Source organism: Pseudomonas soli, assembly GCF_021283165.2.
In the GTDB taxonomy this organism is placed as follows: domain Bacteria; phylum Pseudomonadota; class Gammaproteobacteria; order Pseudomonadales; family Pseudomonadaceae; genus Aquipseudomonas; species Aquipseudomonas soli.
The window spans coordinates 1,359,693-1,377,489 of record NZ_CP128543.1 but is presented as its reverse complement, the minus strand read 5'-3'; the positions used below and the strand labels follow the sequence as shown (position 1 = coordinate 1,377,489).

Below are 17,797 nucleotides of genomic sequence, written 5' to 3'. Positions count from 1 at the left end.
TGTATCGCACTCGCTTAGAAGCCGTGCACAACTGCGAGCAGTCGGTCACTCCGGTTTCCCCCAACGAGTTATTCGAACTAGCCAGCAAACAGGTCGCCACTCAACTGAAGAGGGGGCGCAAGCGTGCCTAACCCAACCCGCACCTGGCAGCTGGTCAGCCTGATCCTGGCCTGCGCGCTGGTCGCAGCCCTGATCCAGCTCCTCCGGCCAGCCCCCGTTAACACCCAGAAAGGCACGTCACCGACTGTAAACAACTTCACCGGCTACGAGCACCTGGCCCTGAGCCCAAACGCCCGCCGCGCGCAAGAGAGGTATTCGATGTGACTACCCCACAGACCTACACCCCGACCACCCGGCCGCGCCATGGCATGCAGCCCATGATGCGTCCCGCCATGTCGTTCATCTGCGACATCTGCGGCACGGCTCGCGTGAAGGGTAACCACGACCAGTGCTCCAAGACCCGCCAGGCAGCTGGCTTCATCATCAGCCGGAGGGCTACGGCATGACCATCGACCTCACCAATCTGAAGGCTCTTGCCACCGCTGCTGCTGCCAACCAATACGACGGCGTGACCCTGAATGACTATGGCACGGCAGTGGCGCCCGCGACGGTGCTGGGCCTGATCGCCGAGATCGAGCGCCACCGCCTGGTGAACACCGAGGGCTGCAAGCCCGAGAGCAGCATCCTGCTCGCCGGCCTCCCATGCGCCGGTGCAGCGTCTTGCCGCAGCCTCGACAAGGCGGAGGGCGAGCAGCCCGACCTCAACACCTCTCCTGCCCAGGCAACTGTGCCGCCCGCACGCCGCGAGATCAAAAAAGCTGAAGACGAGTCGGCAAAACGCAATGAGAGCAGCAGCCAATGGATTAAGTGTACTGAACGACTACCGGGCGCCGAGCTGGATGGCATGGCAGTAATCGTTACCATCACGGATCCCAAAGGGCGACGAATCTCGGATTGCGCCGTATGGAACAAAGGCAGCCGCAGTCGGAAGGGGCACTTTGAATTCTGGGGCAACAAGGTAATTGAATGGCAGCCTCTCCCGGCGCCGGCGAGACGTCAGCCATGAGCCAAACAACCATCAGGCCTCGCATGGCCATCCACGGCCTCGATCTGCCTGCCATCTGTGATGTCTACGGCAATGGCAGATCAACCCGGCGACACGCCAACTGCAGCCAGATCCGCCAGCAGCGTGAGAGCAGCAAATGGGAGACGTACATGGCAAACGTGGCCGCAAAACGAAAGCTGGGGAGACGCGCATGAGCACTCCGCGCTGGGTAATGATCAAACGCGCCGCCGAGCTCACCGGCTACAGCGTCGACGCCATCGAGCACAAGGTAAAGAACGGAACATGGCCACAGGGTCGGATCTGGCGAAAAGCCCCCGACGGTCGCATCGCAATCAATATGGTGGAATACGACAAGTGGGCCGAGAGCGCACCTCAAGTGGCCTAGAGGCCGAGCTGGCCAAGCACACAGGCATCGAGATACACGGCGGCAACCTGCGGATCGCCTTTATGTGGCGCCGCATCCGCTGCCGTGAGTCCCTTGGCCTGCCGGTGACCAAAGCCAACATTAAACATGCCGCCCTACTTAGGGCGGCGATTCTTCACGAAATCAAGACCAACACCTTTGAGTATGGGCGCCACTTCCCGAACTCGAAGCATGCTGGGAACTACAGCAGCGCGAAGGACGAGCGCCTGGAGGCGCTGGCAGAACGCTACAAGCCGCTGAAGGCCATCGACATCACTCCCATGACCGAGGAGAAGTACTCCTACGCCATCGACATATGCGTCGACTTGGTGGGCAAGGATCGACTCGCAGGCATCCTGCTGCCCGAGGATATCCACCGACTCCGAGCACAACTGGTCGAGACCCGCGCACCATCGACCGCCAACCACTACTTGGCCACCTTCGCCGGCTTCCTCACCTGGTGTGAAAGCAACAAGTATTGCGTGGCAGGGCTCGCAGCTGCGTGCACACGCTTTGCTATGAGCGAGAAAGAGCCGGATCCACTGACGCACGAGGAGTTCGACCTGATCGTCACGAAAGGTTGCCTGCACCCTCAAGATGTCGCGGCAACCACGCTTGCCGTCTACACCGGCCTGCGGCCCGGTGAACTCTGCGCGCTGGCCGTGGAAGACATCGACCTGCAGGCTGGGAAGATCGAAGTAACCAGGGCGATCACTGCCAACGGCACATTCAAGCTCCCTAAGACAGGCAAGCCCCGCACGGTGCTCCTGATGGAGCCCGCGATCGAGGCCTGCAGAACACTGATCGCAATCGTGGAAAAGCACCCCAAGCGGGACATTCGCGTGTACCACAACCGGCATGAGTGGAGAGATGAGTCGGTAACCCCGCTCCTATCCCCGAGCACGCAGGCAAGGAAGAGGGTGATCAATGAGTGGTTCGTCTCAACCGCCTGGAACACGAAATGGGCAGGAATTCAGCGTCGCGCTGGCATCCGGCCAAGGCGCCCGTATCAGACACGTCACACCTATGCCTGCTGGTGCCTCACGGCAAGGGGCAACCTAGCATTCATCGCGAAGCAGATGGGGCACAAGGACTTCACAATGCTGGTCGAGGTATACGCAAAATGGATGGATGATGAATCGCCTACCGAGCTGGCTAGAATTTGGGATGGCATTCAACGAGTAGCAACTGCGAAAAAAGGAGCTATTGAAAGGTGAAGATTTCGGCTCACCAGGTCGCCGTCGCGGCTTTGCCGCTAGGCGACCTGGTGAGCGATTTTGCATGAAGAACCAGCCTTGATATCTATTAGAACCCATGTCAAGAAAATTTATCAAGCCTGATCTCAGCCATTCAATCGCCCACAAAAAAGCCCCTACAGTGAGGGGCTTTTTTGTAACGGGGATTCAGGCGATTGCGCGCTCTGATTCTCTCTGATGAACCCTGTCATTGACGACAAATTTGATAATGGACTTGACGTCATCTGAGCAGTTCTTGAACGTCATCGAGGACAAGATTATCCGGCCGTGCTTGAGAATCAAGCCGCCAATCAGCTCATCCACGAATGACTGTGTAGCATCCTTACCAGAAAAATCGATCGCAATCTTGGATCCGTTTCCGATGCACCCTTCGATTTCCTGTCGAAATGGTGCGGCAGAGGCTCTCATCCCCAGCGTTCCTATGGACTCTCGCCCAGTCGCTAGATTGATCGTTTGCATGACGCTTCCCTCGGCAATGTCAGCGTACCTCGTATCGTACGCTTCAGAATAAAATTCGTTTTCTGCAACCTACCCCCTCGCTTGAGGGCTAGTCAAAATTGATTTCGTCACCTACATCATCCTCCACTGCAGGCAGCAGTGATGGGATGTCGACTTGCGGTAACTGATCACGGTTACAGTGGAAAGAAATCGCAACTCCTTTCCATGGGCACTCAATCAAGCTACTGCTTTGGTCGTGCCCAAAATCCGTACGCAGCCAGGCATCCCCACTGGCTACTACTAAAAATCCACCAGCCGCCCCAGCAATTTTAGCTGTAGTCGTCAAACCTACCCCTTGATTTTGGCTATCAGTCTCATAGCCAACCAGAGGTCCGCGGTTACAGCTCACTCGCTCTTTCAAAGCTGCCTGAATCGCTGCGCAATCTGTCTGCTCAGCCAGCTCAGGATGTCGCTTCAGCGTCGCGAGGAACCCACAACCATTGTCGACAATGGCCAACCGTACCACACCATTCGAGCGAAAATGTTGACACGCAACCCAAACTGACGACCCAAAATTCCCCTCTTTCCTCGCATGAGACAATGCATTCTCAAGCAATTCTTTAAGAGAATACTCAATTGGACGACGGCAAGCCTCCATCAGTGGGTCAGCATTTTCTGCCGTCTGGCCGATCATAGCCTGCACCAGTCGAGAGGCGATCGCTTCTGACTGCCCGTCTACCACCCTCTGCAGCTCGACGCAGCTATCAGGCTCACCCTCTGGATTTCTCCCGCTCTCAACATCGACACCCTCGACACTGAGACCTTGAAAGAAATCCATTCGGACGAAATATTTGATCATGTCCTTCGGCATGAAGCGAACGTGGAACGTTCTCCCTACCGGCTGACATTCCAAGGTAGCCCTAAGCACTGCTAACCCCAGAGGATCAATAAAGCAGAGCTCCGAAGCATCCAAAGTCACATTGTCAGTACCTGCATTGAGACTAGCGCAGAAACGAAAAAGTGCCTCAGGGTCTGACTCGCTCAGCGATTTCGGGAAATGGATGGCATCATCCGACAAGCTCATATTCATTCCCCACACGCTTGCAAATCCTTGCGAAATTTTTTGGCGATCGACTATATCGATTCGCCATCACCGTTTCAAGAAGCCTTCCAATGGTGAGTGGCTACGCCGACAAGCGGCCCTAGTAAGTCGAACCAAGGCTCAACCCGGAAAACCCCAGCCCAGCAAGCCACCACCGAGTGCTGGCCCCTGGCTGTCCGTGTTAACCTTGCAGGTATTGCCAAGCAAACGGGTCACACACCTCACTAGCGGGTGACGGGCTGTGAGCTTGATGGGCTGTAGAGGCATCTCCTGCAAAGCAATTGCCCCTAATTTGCCCCACACACATACTGCGAACCACCTAAGCTATTGATGAATAAAGCAATTTCTGACTTTTCCGCACACACCCCGATGATGCAGCAATACTGGAAGCTGAAAAACCAGCACCCGGACCAGCTGATGTTCTACCGCATGGGCGACTTCTACGAGATCTTCTACGAAGATGCAAAGAAAGCCGCAAAGCTGCTGGATATCACCCTGACCGCCCGCGGGCAGTCGGCGGGCCAGTCGATTCCCATGTGCGGGATTCCGTTCCACTCGCTCGAAGGCTACCTGGCCAAGCTGGTCAAGCTCGGCGAGTCGGTGGTGATCTGCGAGCAGATCGGCGACCCGGCTACCAGCAAGGGCCCGGTGGAGCGCCAGGTGGTGCGCATCATCACCCCGGGCACGATCAGCGACGAGGCGTTGCTCGATGAGCGTCGCGACAACCTGATTGCCGCCTTGCTCGGCGATGAGCGGCTGTTCGGCCTGGCGGTGCTGGACATCACCAGCGGCAATTTCACCGTGCAGGAGATCAAGGGCTGGGAGAACCTGCTGGCCGAGCTCGAGCGCATCAACCCGGTGGAGCTGCTGATCCCGGATGACTGGCCACAGGGCCTGCCAGCGGAGAAGCGCCGTGGCGCCCGGCGCCGCGCCCCGTGGGACTTCGACCGTGATTCGGCACGCAAGAGCCTTTGCCAGCAGTTCGCCACCCAGGACCTCAAGGGCTTTGGCTGCGACAAGCTGACCCTGGCCATTGGCGCCGCCGGCTGCCTGCTGAGCTACGCCAAGGAAACCCAGCGCACCGCACTGCCCCACCTGCGCAGCCTGCGTCACGAGCGCCTGGACGACACCGTCATCCTCGATGCCGCCAGCCGCCGCAACCTGGAGCTGGACATCAACCTGGCCGGTGGCCGCGACAACACCCTGCAATCGGTGATCGACCGCTGCCAGACCGCCATGGCCAGCCGCCTGCTGACCCGCTGGCTGAACCGTCCGCTGCGCGACCTGAAGGTGCTCAAGGCACGCCAGGACTCGATCCGCTGCCTGCTCGACGGCTACCGCTTCGAAAAGCTGCAGCCGCAGCTCAAGGAAATCGGCGACATCGAGCGGATTCTCGCGCGTATCGGCCTGCGCAACGCCCGCCCGCGTGACCTGGCACGCCTGCGCGACGCCCTTGGCGCACTGCCCGAGCTGCAGAACGCCATGGCCGAGCTGGAGGCTCCGCACCTGGCGCGCCTGGCGGCGATCACCGGCACCTACCCGGAGCTGGCCGGCCTGCTGGAGCGGGCTATCATCGACAACCCGCCGGCGGTGATCCGCGACGGTGGCGTGCTCAAGACCGGCTACGACAGCGAACTGGACGAACTGCTGTCGATCAGCGAGAACGCCGGCCAGTTCCTCATCGACCTGGAAGCCCGTGAGAAGGCCCGCACGGGCCTGGCCAACCTCAAGGTCGGCTACAACCGCGTGCATGGCTATTTCATCGAGCTGCCGACCAAGCAGGCCGAACAGGCTCCCGCCGACTATATCCGCCGGCAGACGCTCAAAGGCGCTGAACGCTTCATCACCCCCGAGCTGAAGACGTTCGAGGACAAGGCGCTGTCGGCCAAGAGCCGTGCCCTGGCTCGCGAGAAGATGCTCTACGATGCCTTGCTCGAAACGTTGATCGGGCACCTGGCGCCACTGCAGGACAGCGCCGCGGCGCTGGCCGAGCTGGATGTGCTGAGCAACCTGGGCGAACGCGCCCTGAACCTGGACCTGAACTGCCCAAGCTTCGTCGACGAGCCGTGCCTGCGCATCGAGCAGGGCCGCCACCCGGTGGTCGAGCAGGTGTTGACCACGCCGTTCGTGGCCAACGACCTGGGCCTTGACGACAGCACGCGCATGCTGATCATCACCGGCCCGAACATGGGCGGTAAGTCCACCTACATGCGCCAGACCGCGCTGATCGTGCTGCTGGCGCATATCGGCAGCTTCGTCCCGGCAGCCGCCTGCGAACTGTCGCCGGTGGACCGTATCTTCACCCGTATCGGCTCCAGCGACGACCTGGCCGGCGGGCGCTCGACCTTCATGGTCGAGATGAGCGAAACCGCCAACATCCTGCACAACGCCACCGACCGCAGCCTGGTGCTGATGGACGAAGTCGGCCGCGGCACCAGTACCTTCGATGGCCTGTCGCTGGCCTGGGCCGCCGCCGAACGCCTGGCCCAACTGCGCGCCTACACATTGTTCGCCACCCACTACTTCGAACTGACCGTGCTGCCGGACAGCGAGCCGCTGGTGGCCAACGTGCACTTGAATGCTACCGAGCACAATGAACGCATCGTGTTCCTGCACCATGTGCTGCCGGGCCCCGCAAGCCAGAGCTACGGCCTGGCCGTGGCGCAACTGGCGGGCGTGCCGGCGGCGGTGATCCAGCGGGCCCGCGAGCACCTGGGCCGGCTGGAGACCACCAGCCTGCCCCATGAAGCGCCAGTTACAACGCCGCGGGACAATATGCCCCACGTGCCCCACCAGAGCGACTTGTTCGCCAGCCTGCCACACCCGGCCATCGAGAAGCTGGGCAAGCTGGACCTGGATGACATGACGCCGCGCCAAGCTATCGAAATGCTATATCAACTGAAAAACCTGTTATAACGGCCCACCGCGCAAGCTGGTAGAATCCGGCGCGGTTTGCGAAGGCTGCAGGTTATTAGCCTGGTCTGCAGCCAGCACCGTGAACCGCGCTGCCCTGGAAGGAAGGGCAAGCTGCCGTCGCCTGAGGAGAGAATTAGAAATGACCTTCGTCGTCACCGACAACTGCATCAAATGCAAGTACACCGACTGCGTGGAAGTCTGTCCGGTGGACTGCTTCTACGAAGGCCCGAACTTCCTGGTGATTCACCCGGATGAATGCATCGACTGTGCGCTGTGCGAGCCTGAGTGCCCGGCCCAGGCGATTTTCTCGGAAGACGAAGTGCCGTCCGGCATGGAGAACTTCATCGAGCTGAACGCCGAGCTGGCCGAGATCTGGCCGAACATCACCGAAAAGAAAGACGCCCTGGCGGACGCCGAAGAGTGGGATGGCAAGCCTGGCAAGATCGCTGATCTTGAGCGCTGACAGCGCCCAGGTACGAAAAAGGCCCGCGAGGGCCTTTTTTCATTTTCAGCAGGCAAAAAAAGGGGCGGTTTGACCCGCCCACATTTTTTCCGTAGTCCCTGTATGTCCCAATCATCATCCTGATGAATCGCGTCCCGCGATGTCCTTGGCCATCATCCTTGATAGCCTGTGTCAGTCCGTAGACACAGTTCGAATACTAGCGATTCCCCGCCTTGCTACAAGCAGCGAATATCTCAGGATGATTCAGGCGAAACATCTTCTGATATTTATAAAAATTATATATTTCATGCACTTAGAAAAAGTATGCCATTAGAAACGACATTGATTTACTGATCCCTACAGCGATCACTTACATGATGAGTAAGCGAATGCTTACACGCGATACTACGAGGGTGGCGAAATAAACACTTTTGCTGAGGGTGTCATGGACTCCTCCCTCCTCAATGCCGCCCTCGCCAACGGTCAAGCCCCAGCAGTACCAGCCCGATGGCCCAGAACCCTGCCAGCACCCCCACCGCATTCGTCAGCACCTGCCCATAGCCAAGCCGCGCCACGTCGACGAACGGATAGGGATAGACGCCGATCTCATGCCCGCGCAGCAGCACGAAGGCAAAATACAGCATCGGATACAGCGCCCAGGCTGCCAGATGCCAGAGCCGCAGCCGCCCCTTAGGTACCTCGAACCACCAGTACAGGATGAACAGCAGCGGCATCACGTCGTGCAGCAACTCGTCCGCCAGCCACTGCCAGCCCTGGGGTTGCCATAGGTGTCGCAGCAATAGGCTATACGCCAGCGCCACCAGCACGATACTGGCCGCAACGCACGAGCTGATCGCCGGGGAAAGAAACCAGCGCCTGGCCGCCGAATCACGACCAAACGCGGCATGGCTCAGCACCGTGGCCACCAGCGTATTGCTGAGCACGGTGAAATAGCAGAACAGGTTGACCATCCCGCCGATCAGGCTGGCCTGTTCCTGCCAACGTGCCAGCAGTACCAGGTACAGCTGGATCGCCAATCCCGCCCAGCCAAGAACGGCCGCCAGGGCAAGCCAAGGCCGGCGCGGCATCAGCCTTTGCGCTGCAGCTTCACGTAAAGCTGCTCGACCTTCTCCCGGGCCCAGGGGGTCTTGCGCAGGAAGGTCAGGCTCGACTTGATCGTCGGGTCGCTTTTGAAGCAGCGGATATCGATGCGTTCGGCCAGGCCCTGCCACTGATAGTGCGCCACCAGCTCGGTGAGGATCTGTTCGAGGGTCTTGCCGTGCAGCGCGTTATGGTTGGCCGTGCTCATGCAGTGCTCCAGGTTCGGGAAGGTGCGCACCTTACACGAGTGTAGCGAGCGGGTGGGATCGAGGTTGCTTGGCCCGCCACAGCCCGGCTGAAGACGATGCAAAAACCACTGGCAAGCACGGAAAGCCTTGTGCTGAAATAGTTATGTTATATTGTAACAACACAAAGAATCTGCCAAGGAACGCCACATCCCCATGCGTCACATGCCGCTGCACCTCTCCCCCCTTGCCGTCGCGCTCTGGCTGGCCTCGACTTCCAGCCAGGCGGTGGAACTGCAACCCCAGGTAATTACCGCCAACCCATTGGGCAACGCCCAGCTGGCCGCCCCCACCACCGTCCTTGAAGGCGATAACCTGCTGCAGCAGCAACAGGGCAGCCTCGGCGAGACCCTCAACAAACAGCCTGGTGTTGCCTCCACCTGGTTCGGCCCCGGCGCCAGCCGCCCGGTGATCCGCGGCCTGGACGGTGACCGCATTCGCATCCTGCGCAACGGCGTCGGCGCCCTGGATGCCTCGTCGCTGTCCTACGACCACGCCGTGCCGCTGGACCCGGTGACCGTCGAGCGGGTCGAGATCGTCCGCGGCCCGGCCGCCCTGCTCTATGGCGGCAACGCCATTGGCGGGGTGGTCAACACCTTCGACAACCGCATCCCCGACGCGCCCATCGACGGCATCCATGGCGCCGGCGAGCTGCGCTACGGCGGTGCCGACACCACACGCAGCAGTGCCGGCAAACTGGAGGCCGGCAACGGCACCTTCGCCCTGCACCTGGATGCCAACAGTCGCCAGTTCAACGACCTGCGCATCCCCGGCTATGCCCGCAGCTCGAAGGTGCGCGACGCCGACGAGCCCGGTAGCAAGCACCGCCTGAAGAACAGCGACGGACGCCAGGACGGCGGTGCGATAGGCGGTTCCTATCATTGGGATCACGGCTATACCGGCCTGTCCTACAGCCGCTATGACAGCAACTACGGCTCGGTAGCCGAGCCCGGCGTGCGCCTGGACATGCAGCAGGACCACTACGGCTTCGCCTCGGAGCTGCGCGATCTCGACGGACCATTCAGCTCGGTGAAGGTCGATGCCGGCTACACCGACTACCAGCACCGTGAAATCGAAAGCGGTGAAGTGCACACTACCTTCAAGAACAAGGGCTACGAAGCACGCATCGAAGCCTGCCACCAGCCGCTGGGCCCGGTCGAGGGCGTGATCGGTGCACAGGTCAGCCGCAACGAGTTCTCCGCACTGGGCGAGGAAGCCTTTGTCCCGCACACCGATACCGACAGCCTGGCGCTGTTCCTGCTCGAGCAATGGCAGGCCACCGAGCGCCTGAACCTGAGCCTGGGCGCGCGCATGGAACATACCCGGGTCGATCCGGATGCCAAGGGCAACGAAACATTTGCAGGAGCCGATAGCGCCAGCAGCTTCAATGCCTTCAGTCTGTCATCGGGCGCGGTGTACCAGCTCGACCCGGTCTGGTCGCTGGCCGCCAACCTCGGCTATACCGAGCGCGCGCCGACCTTCTACGAGCTGTATGCCAACGGCGCCCATGTGGCGACCGGCGCCTACGAGATCGGTGACCCGAACCTGAACAAGGAAAAAGCCATCTCCGGCGACCTGGCCCTGCGCTTCGACAACGGCACCCACAAGGGCAGCGTCGGTGTGTTCTACAGCCATTTTCGCAACTACATCGGCCTGATCGGCACCGGCAACCTGCGTGAAGGGCATGATCACGACCATGGCGACGATCATGACCATGATCACGATCACGGTGATATCCCCGAGTATGCCTACCAGGGTGTGCGCGCACGCTTCTACGGTATCGAGGCCCAGGACCGCTGGAAGTTGCTGGAGAATCGCTACGGCAGCTTCGCCCTGGAACTGTCCGGCGACTACACCCGGGCCAAGAACCTCGACAGCGGCGAGCCGCTGCCACGTATCGCACCACTGCGCCTGAACAGCGGCCTAGTCTGGGAACTGGATCGCTGGCAGGCTCGGGTCGATGTGCAGCATGCCGCGTCGCAACGGCGCAAACCGGCCAACGAAACCGGCACCGACGGCTACACCACCCTCGGCGCAAGCGTGGGGTATCGCTTCGACATCGGCCAGAGTGAATGGCTGGCGTTCGTGCGCGGCGAGAACCTCACCGACCAGACCGTGCGCTATGCCAGCTCGATCCTGCGCGATATCGCGCCGGCGCCGGGGCGTAGTGTGCAGGTTGGCTTGCGCACCTCGTTCTGACCTTATCGCAGGGTAAGCCCTCTCCCACTGTGGGGTGGGCTACCCGGCGAGGGCCGATGGACTGTTACCCCATCAGCAACAATCCCCTGCGACATTTTGTCTTTTTTTCTTACAACTTCCCCTATATCCTCCCCGCCGCAAGCTGAATCGCTTCACTCGATACCCATCGCAGCCATTTCCCTTCGAAGACCTCGCACTTCGTTGCGCTTGCCGTTTCCTCAACAATCAAAAGATAGCGCTATCTCATGCTCCAGCTGTCCAATACCCGCTACTCCGGCCTCGCCCTCGCCACCCTGCTCGGTGCCCTTTCCCCTACCACCAGTGCTGGCGAAATGTTCGCCAAGGACTCGAAGTGGATGCTCGGCGACTGGGGCGGTACCCGCAGTGAACTGCTGGAAAAGGGCTACGACTTCACCCTTGGCTACACCGGCGAGATGGGCAGCAATCTGCACGGCGGCTACAGTCACGACCGCGCCGCACGCTACAGTGACCAGTTCACCTTCGGCGTGAACATGGACCTGCAGAAGATCCTCGGCTGGCACGACACCGAGGTGCAGCTGACCGTCACCGAACGTCACGGCAACAACATCAGCAACGACCGCATCAACGACCCGCGCGTCGGCGGCTTCACCTCGGCCCAGGAAGTCTGGGGCCGTGGCCAGACCTGGCGTCTGACCCAGATGTGGATCAAGCAGAAGTACTTCGATGGCGCGCTGGACGTGAAATTCGGCCGCTTCGGCGAGGGCGAGGACTTCAACAGCTTCCCCTGCGACTTCCAGAACTTGGCGTTCTGCGGCTCGCAGGTGGGCAACTGGGTGGGCGGCATCTGGTACAACTGGCCGGTCAGCCAGTGGGCCCTGCGCGTGCGCTACAACCTCGATGACGCGCTCTACGCCCAGGTCGGGGTGTTCGAGCAGAACCCCTCGAACCTCGAGAGCGGCAACGGTTTCAAGCTCAGCGGCAGTGGCACCCAGGGCGCGGTGATGCCGATCGAACTGGTCTGGAGCCCGCGGGTCAATGGCCTGAAAGGGGAATATCGCGTCGGCTACTACTACAGTAATGCCAAGGCACAGGATGTACTCAAGGACAGCAACGGTACGCCCGCCGCCATCAGCGGCGCCGCCTATCGCAGCAGCTCGAGCAAGCACGGCCTGTGGCTCGGCGCCCAGCAGCAGGTGACCGCGCTGGCCTCCGACCAGTCCCGCGGCCTGAGCCTGTTCGCCAACGCCACGGTGCACGACAAGAAGACCAATGCCATCGACAACTATGTGCAGGCAGGTGTGGTTTACAAAGGGCCGTTCGATGCCCGCGCCAAGGACGACATCGGTTTCGCCCTGGCCCGCGTGCACGTCAACCCCGGCTATCGCAAGAACGCCCGCCTCAGCAACCAGGCCAACGGCCTGGACGACTACGACAATCCCGGCTTCCTGCCCGTGCAGGACACCGAGTACAGCGCTGAACTCTATTACGGCATCCACCTGGCCGACTGGCTCACCGTACGCCCGAACCTGCAGTACATCCGCCATCCGGGCGGGGTGTCGCGGGTCGACGACGCGTTGATCGGCGGCCTGAAGATCCAGAGCAGTTTCTAACCCGACCCTTTCACACTACGGAGAACAGACGATGAGCACTGACGGTGCCAAGAATGGAACCCGCTGGCTACCGCGCCTGATGGGCGTGCTGCTGCTACTGATGGGCCTGGCCCTGCTGGCCGGCGGCATCAAGCTGAGCCAGCTGGGCGGCTCGCTTTACTACCTGATTGCCGGTATCGGCTTCGCCCTGTCCGGCATCCTGCTGCTGGCCAAGCGGCGCATCGCCCTGGGCCTGTATGGCCTGGTACTGCTGGGCAGCACCGCCTGGGCTCTGCTGGAAGTGGGCCTGGACTGGTGGCAGCTGGTGCCGCGCCTGGCCATCTGGTTCGCCATCGGCGTGGTCCTGCTGCTGCCGTGGGCGCGCCGCCCGCTGGTCGGCCCTGCGTCCAAGGTCAACACCGCCCTGCTCAGCGTCGCCGTGGTCGCCTCCGGCGCCACTGCCGTGGCCAGCCAGTTCACTCACCCGGGCGAAATCCGTGGCGAGTTCACCCGCGACAACAGCGAGATGGGCAGCGCCGCCCCGGCCATGCCCGACGGTGAATGGCAGGCCTACGGCCGCACCGAGCACGGCGACCGCTACTCGCCGCTGCGCCAGATCACCCCGCAGAACGCCTACCGCCTGGAAGAGGCCTGGCGTATCCGCACCGGCGACCTGCCGACCGAGAACGACCCGGTGGAGCTGACCAACCAGAACACGCCGCTGAAGGTCAACGGCATGCTCTACGCCTGCACCGCCCACAGCCGCCTGCTGGCGCTGGACCCGGACACCGGCGCCGAGATCTGGCGCTTTGATCCGCAGGTCAAGAGCCCCACCGGCACTTTCAAGGGCTTCGCCCACATGACCTGCCGCGGCGTCTCGTACTATGACGAGAACAACTACGTCAGCCGTGATGGCAGCCCCGCGCCGAAGATCACCGACGCAGGCCAGGCCGTGGCCCAGGCCTGCCCGCGCCGCCTCTACCTGCCCACCGCCGACGCCCGCCTGATCGCCATCAACGCCGACAATGGCAAGGTCTGCGAAGGCTTCGCCAACCAGGGCGTGATCGACCTGACCCGTGGCATCGGCCCGTTCACCGCCGGTGGTTACTACTCCACTTCCCCGGCCGCGATCACCCGCAGCCTGGTGATCATCGGTGGCCACGTCACCGACAATGAGTCGACCAACGAGCCGTCCGGCGTGATCCGCGCCTACGACGTGCACGACGGCCACCTGGTGTGGAACTGGGACAGCAACAACCCCGACGACACCAAGCCCCTGGCCGACGGCAAGTTCTACAGCCGCAACTCGGCCAACATGTGGTCGATCGCCAGCGTCGACGAAGACCTCGGCATGATCTACCTGCCGCTGGGCAACCAGACCCCTGACCAGTGGGGCGCCGACCGCACCCCGGGCGCCGAGAAGTACAGCGCCGGCATCGTCGCCCTGGACCTGGCCACCGGCAAGGCGCGCTGGAACTACCAGTTCACCCACCACGACCTGTGGGACATGGACGTCGGCAGCCAGCCCACCCTGGTGCACCTGAAGACCGACGACGGCGTCAAGCCGGCGGTCATCGTGCCGACCAAGCAAGGCAGCCTGTACGTGCTCGACCGCCGCGACGGCACGCCGATCGTGCCGATCCGCGAGATCCCGGTACCCCAAGGCGCGGTCAAGGGCGACCATACCGCGCCGACCCAGGCCCGTTCCGACCTCAACCTGCTCGGCCCTGACCTGACCGAACAGGCCATGTGGGGCGCCACGCCGTTCGACCAGATGCTCTGCCGCATCCAGTTCCGCAGCCTGCGCTACGAAGGCCAGTACACCCCGCCGTCCGAGCAGGGCAGCCTGGTCTACCCAGGCAACGTCGGCGTGTTCAACTGGGGCAGCGTCTCGGTCGACCCGGTGCGCCAGATCCTCTTCACCTCGCCGAACTACATGGCTTTCGTGTCGAAGATGGTCCCACGCGAGCAGGTCGCCGAAGGCAGCAAGCGCGAAAGCGAGACCAGCGGCGTGCAGCCGAACACCGGTGCGCCGTACGCCGTGACCATGCACCCGTTCATGTCGCCACTGGGCATTCCGTGCCAGGCGCCGGCCTGGGGCTACGTGGCAGCCATCGACCTGTTCACCAACAAAGTGGTGTGGAAACACAAGAACGGCACCACCCGTGACAGCACCCCGGTGCCGATCGGCATGCCGGTGGGCGTGCCAAGCATGGGTGGCTCGATCGTCACTGCCGGCGGCGTCGGCTTCCTCAGCGGCACCCTGGACCAGTACCTGCGCGCCTACGACGTGAAGAACGGCCAGGAGCTGTGGAAGGCTCGCCTGCCGGCCGGCGGCCAGGCCACGCCGATGAGCTACACCGGCAAGGATGGCAAGCAGTACGTGCTGGTAACCGCCGGCGGCCATGGCTCGCTCGGTACGAAAATGGGCGACTACATCATCGCTTACAAATTGGCTGAGTAAGCGTCACGCCTGTCGCGGGGCAAGCCCGCTCCCATCGAGGGAGCGGGCTTGCCCCGCTATTGTTTCCCCCGCAGTTCTCCCCCCTTCGTCTACCATTGAAACCTGCCAACCACCGCCCCATCTAAGCACCATAGCCATTCACGCAGGTGCCCCATGAGCGACCAGCAGGATTTCCCGGAACACCCCGACGAACACAGCGAAGTCGAACATCTCGATCCCTCGACCGCACCCGGTCACCATCTCGCCCTGCCCGGCCAGCAGCTGCCGGACAAGGTCTACGTGATCCCGATCCACAACCGCCCGTTCTTCCCCGCGCAAGTGCTGCCGGTGATCGTCAATGAAGAACCTTGGGCCGAAACCCTCGACTTGGTCGCCAAGACCCCGCACCACTCCCTGGCGCTGTTCTTCATGGACACCCCGCCGGAAGACCACCGCCACTTCGACACCAAGGCCCTGCCCGAATACGGCACCCTGGTGAAGGTGCACCACGCCAGCCGCGAAGGCGGCAAGCTGCAGTTCGTCGCCCAGGGCCTGACCCGCGTGCGCATCCGCACCTGGCTCAAGCACCACCGCCCGCCCTACCTGGTGGAGGTCGACTACCCACGCCAGCCGGCGGAGCCCACCGACGAGGTGAAAGCCTACGGCATGGCCCTGATCAACGCGATCAAGGAGCTGCTGCCGCTCAACCCGCTGTACAGCGAAGAGCTAAAGAACTACCTCAACCGCTTCAGCCCCAACGATCCGTCACCACTGACCGACTTCGCCGCCGCCCTCACTTCGGCCACTGGCAACCAGCTGCAGGAAGTGCTCGATTGCGTGCCCATGCTCAAGCGCATGGAAAAGGTCCTGCCGATGCTGCGCAAGGAGGTCGAGGTCGCCCGCCTGCAGAACGAGATCTCCGCCGAGGTAAACCGCCAGATCGGCGAGCACCAACGCGAATTCTTCCTCAAGGAACAGCTCAAGGTCATCCAGCAGGAGCTGGGCCTGACCAAGGACGACCGCAGCGCCGACGTGGAGCAGTTCCAGCAGCGCCTGGCGGGCAAGACCCTGCCCGAGCAGGCGAAAAAACGTATCGACGAAGAGATGGGCAAGCTGGCGATCCTCGAGACCGGCTCGCCGGAGTATGCCGTCACCCGCAACTACCTGGAGTGGGCCACCGCCCTGCCCTGGGGTGTGTACGGCAAGGACAAGCTCGACCTCAAGCACGCGCGCAAGGTACTCGACCGCCACCACGCCGGGCTCGACGACATCAAGGAACGCATCCTCGAGTTCCTCGCCGTCGGCGCCTGGAAGGGTGAGATCAGCGGCTCCATCGTGCTGCTGGTGGGCCCGCCCGGGGTGGGCAAGACCAGCATCGGCAAGTCCATCGCCGAATCCCTGGGCCGGCCGTTCTACCGGTTCAGCGTCGGCGGCATGCGCGACGAGGCCGAGATCAAGGGCCACCGCCGCACCTACATCGGCGCCCAGCCGGGCAAGCTGGTGCAGGCGCTGAAGGAGGTCGAGGTGATGAACCCGGTGATCATGCTCGACGAGATCGACAAGATGGGCCAGAGCTACCAGGGCGACCCAGCCTCGGCGCTGCTGGAAACCCTCGACCCGGAACAGAACGTCGACTTCCTCGACCACTACCTGGACCTGCGCCTGGACCTGTCCAAGGTGCTGTTCGTCTGCACCGCCAACACCCTGGACTCGATCCCCGGCCCCTTGCTCGATCGCATGGAAGTGATCCGCCTGTCCGGCTATATCACCGAAGAAAAGCTGGCCATCGCCAAGCGCCACCTGTGGCCCAAGCAGCTGGACAAGGCCGGCGTGGCCAAGACCAGCCTGAGCATCAACGACGCCGCGCTGCGTGCGGTGATCGAGGGCTATGCCCGCGAAGCCGGGGTGCGTCAGCTGGAGAAACAGCTGGGCAAGCTGGTGCGCAAGTCGGTGGTCAAACTGCTGGAAGACCCGGACGCCAAGCTCAAGATCGCCGCCAAGGACCTCGAGCCCGCCCTGGGCATGCCGGTGTTCCGCAGCGAGCAGGTGCTGGCCGGTAAGGGTGTTATCACCGGTCTTGCCTGGACCAGCATGGGCGGCGCCACCCTGCCGATCGAGGCCACGCATATCCACAGCCTCAACCGCGGCCTCAAGCTCACCGGGCAGTTGGGTGACGTGATGAAGGAATCGGCAGAGATCGCCTACAGCTATATCAGTTCGAACCTCAAGCAGTTCGGTGGCACCCCCGGCTACTTCAACGAGGCGTTCATCCACCTGCACGTGCCCGAGGGCGCCACGCCCAAGGACGGCCCCAGCGCCGGTGTGACCATGGCCAGCGCCCTGCTGTCGCTGGCCCGCGACCAGGCGCCGAAGAAAGGCGTGGCCATGACCGGCGAGCTGACCCTGACCGGCCAGGTGCTGCCGATCGGCGGGGTGCGCGAGAAAGTGATCGCCGCGCGGCGCCAGAAGATCTTCGAGCTGATCCTGCCGGAGGCCAACCGTGGCGATTTCGAAGAATTGCCTGACTACCTGAAGGAAGGGCTGAGCGTGCACTTTGCCAAGCGCTTTGCCGACGTGGCGAAAGTATTGTTCTAAAGAGGACGGGGCCGCGTTGC

General features: G+C 62.2%; 15 protein-coding genes. 11 read left to right on the top strand and 4 right to left on the bottom strand.

Annotated features, from left to right (window positions below):
* Positions 1-123 precede the first annotated feature (123 nt).
* The 5 genes from LU688_RS06285 (at position 124) to LU688_RS06260 (ending at position 2,686) form a co-directional block, all read left to right on the top strand.
* Entirely contained in the window at positions 124-324 is a 201-nt protein-coding gene (locus tag LU688_RS06285) for a hypothetical protein (protein ID WP_232888100.1), read from the top strand.
* The gene (locus tag LU688_RS06280; RefSeq protein WP_232888101.1) at positions 321-506 is read left to right on the top strand and encodes a hypothetical protein; all 186 of its coding nucleotides are present in this window, start codon (positions 321-323) and stop codon (positions 504-506) included. The genes LU688_RS06285 and LU688_RS06280 overlap by 4 nt, the downstream gene beginning before the upstream one ends.
* Positions 503-1,066, top strand: coding sequence for a DUF551 domain-containing protein (locus LU688_RS06275; RefSeq protein ID WP_232888102.1), 564 nt, complete (start codon positions 503-505; stop codon positions 1,064-1,066). The genes LU688_RS06280 and LU688_RS06275 overlap by 4 nt, the downstream gene beginning before the upstream one ends.
* A gap of 190 nt (positions 1,067-1,256) precedes the next feature.
* Positions 1,257-1,451, top strand: coding sequence for an excisionase family protein (gene xisR, locus LU688_RS06265; RefSeq protein WP_182323024.1), 195 nt, complete (start codon positions 1,257-1,259; stop codon positions 1,449-1,451).
* On the top strand, positions 1,421-2,686 hold the full coding sequence (locus tag LU688_RS06260) for a site-specific integrase (RefSeq protein ID WP_232888104.1): 1,266 nt from the start codon (positions 1,421-1,423) through the stop codon (positions 2,684-2,686). The genes xisR and LU688_RS06260 overlap by 31 nt, the downstream gene beginning before the upstream one ends.
* Before the next feature lie 186 nt (positions 2,687-2,872).
* Here LU688_RS06260 and LU688_RS06255 read toward each other — a convergent pair whose 3' ends face one another.
* Complete coding sequence (locus tag LU688_RS06255) at positions 2,873-3,184, bottom strand: STAS-like domain-containing protein (RefSeq protein WP_232888105.1); 312 nt, start codon at positions 3,182-3,184, stop codon at positions 2,873-2,875.
* An 88-nt stretch (positions 3,185-3,272) separates the two neighbouring features.
* The gene (locus LU688_RS06250; protein WP_232888106.1) at positions 3,273-4,262 is read right to left on the bottom strand and encodes an ATP-binding protein; all 990 of its coding nucleotides are present in this window, start codon (positions 4,260-4,262) and stop codon (positions 3,273-3,275) included.
* Between the two features lie 345 nt (positions 4,263-4,607).
* On the opposite strand from LU688_RS06250, the gene mutS reads away from it, so the two are divergent.
* Both mutS and fdxA read left to right on the top strand, forming a co-directional pair.
* Positions 4,608-7,181: a DNA mismatch repair protein MutS gene (gene mutS, locus LU688_RS06245; RefSeq protein WP_232888113.1), complete on the top strand. Its 2,574-nt coding sequence runs from the start codon at positions 4,608-4,610 to the stop codon at positions 7,179-7,181.
* 139 nt (positions 7,182-7,320) lie between these two features.
* Positions 7,321-7,644 carry a ferredoxin FdxA gene (gene fdxA, locus LU688_RS06240; protein WP_023629582.1) on the top strand — a complete coding sequence of 108 codons (324 nt, stop codon included), beginning with the start codon at positions 7,321-7,323 and terminating at the stop codon, positions 7,642-7,644.
* Positions 7,645-8,084: 440 nt separating this feature from the next.
* Here fdxA and LU688_RS06235 read toward each other — a convergent pair whose 3' ends face one another.
* Complete coding sequence (locus LU688_RS06235) at positions 8,085-8,711, bottom strand: Pr6Pr family membrane protein (RefSeq protein ID WP_094010117.1); 627 nt, start codon at positions 8,709-8,711, stop codon at positions 8,085-8,087.
* Complete coding sequence (locus LU688_RS06230; protein WP_046856826.1) at positions 8,711-8,932, bottom strand: VF530 family protein; 222 nt, start codon at positions 8,930-8,932, stop codon at positions 8,711-8,713. Before LU688_RS06230 ends, LU688_RS06235 begins: the two co-directional genes overlap by 1 nt.
* A 193-nt stretch (positions 8,933-9,125) precedes the next feature.
* Here LU688_RS06230 and LU688_RS06225 point away from each other — a divergent pair, with 193 nt between their 5' ends.
* The 4 genes from LU688_RS06225 (at position 9,126) to lon (ending at position 17,777) form a co-directional block, all read left to right on the top strand.
* Positions 9,126-11,168 (top strand): TonB-dependent receptor, encoded by a 2,043-nt coding sequence (locus LU688_RS06225; protein WP_232888107.1) that lies wholly within the window; start codon positions 9,126-9,128, stop codon positions 11,166-11,168.
* Positions 11,169-11,413: 245 nt separating this feature from the next.
* The gene (locus LU688_RS06220) at positions 11,414-12,760 is read left to right on the top strand and encodes a carbohydrate porin (protein WP_094010119.1); all 1,347 of its coding nucleotides are present in this window, start codon (positions 11,414-11,416) and stop codon (positions 12,758-12,760) included.
* Positions 12,761-12,791: 31 nt separating this feature from the next.
* Positions 12,792-15,203, top strand: coding sequence for a glucose/quinate/shikimate family membrane-bound PQQ-dependent dehydrogenase (locus tag LU688_RS06215; RefSeq protein ID WP_094010120.1), 2,412 nt, complete (start codon positions 12,792-12,794; stop codon positions 15,201-15,203).
* 153 nt (positions 15,204-15,356) lie between these two features.
* A complete protein-coding gene (gene lon, locus LU688_RS06210) occupies positions 15,357-17,777 on the top strand; it encodes an endopeptidase La (RefSeq protein WP_038705567.1) in 2,421 nt (806 codons plus the stop codon).
* Positions 17,778-17,797: the final 20 nt, after the last annotated feature.

What these genes read in the sequence shown, in the direction of transcription:
- LU688_RS06275 (WP_232888102.1), top strand. Translation starts at nt 503, where the DNA reads ATGACCATCGACCTCACCAATCTGAAGGCTCTTGCCACCGCTGCTGCT.
- xisR (WP_182323024.1), top strand. Translation starts at nt 1,257, where the DNA reads ATGAGCACTCCGCGCTGGGTAATGATCAAACGCGCCGCCGAGCTCACC.
- LU688_RS06255 (WP_232888105.1), bottom strand. Translation starts at nt 3,184, where the DNA reads ATGCAAACGATCAATCTAGCGACTGGGCGAGAGTCCATAGGAACGCTG.
- fdxA (WP_023629582.1), top strand. Translation starts at nt 7,321, where the DNA reads ATGACCTTCGTCGTCACCGACAACTGCATCAAATGCAAGTACACCGAC.
- LU688_RS06235 (WP_094010117.1), bottom strand. Translation starts at nt 8,711, where the DNA reads ATGCCGCGCCGGCCTTGGCTTGCCCTGGCGGCCGTTCTTGGCTGGGCG.
- LU688_RS06230 (WP_046856826.1), bottom strand. Translation starts at nt 8,932, where the DNA reads ATGAGCACGGCCAACCATAACGCGCTGCACGGCAAGACCCTCGAACAG.
- LU688_RS06225 (WP_232888107.1), top strand. Translation starts at nt 9,126, where the DNA reads ATGCGTCACATGCCGCTGCACCTCTCCCCCCTTGCCGTCGCGCTCTGG.
- LU688_RS06220 (WP_094010119.1), top strand. Translation starts at nt 11,414, where the DNA reads ATGCTCCAGCTGTCCAATACCCGCTACTCCGGCCTCGCCCTCGCCACC.
- LU688_RS06215 (WP_094010120.1), top strand. Translation starts at nt 12,792, where the DNA reads ATGAGCACTGACGGTGCCAAGAATGGAACCCGCTGGCTACCGCGCCTG.
- lon (WP_038705567.1), top strand. Translation starts at nt 15,357, where the DNA reads ATGAGCGACCAGCAGGATTTCCCGGAACACCCCGACGAACACAGCGAA.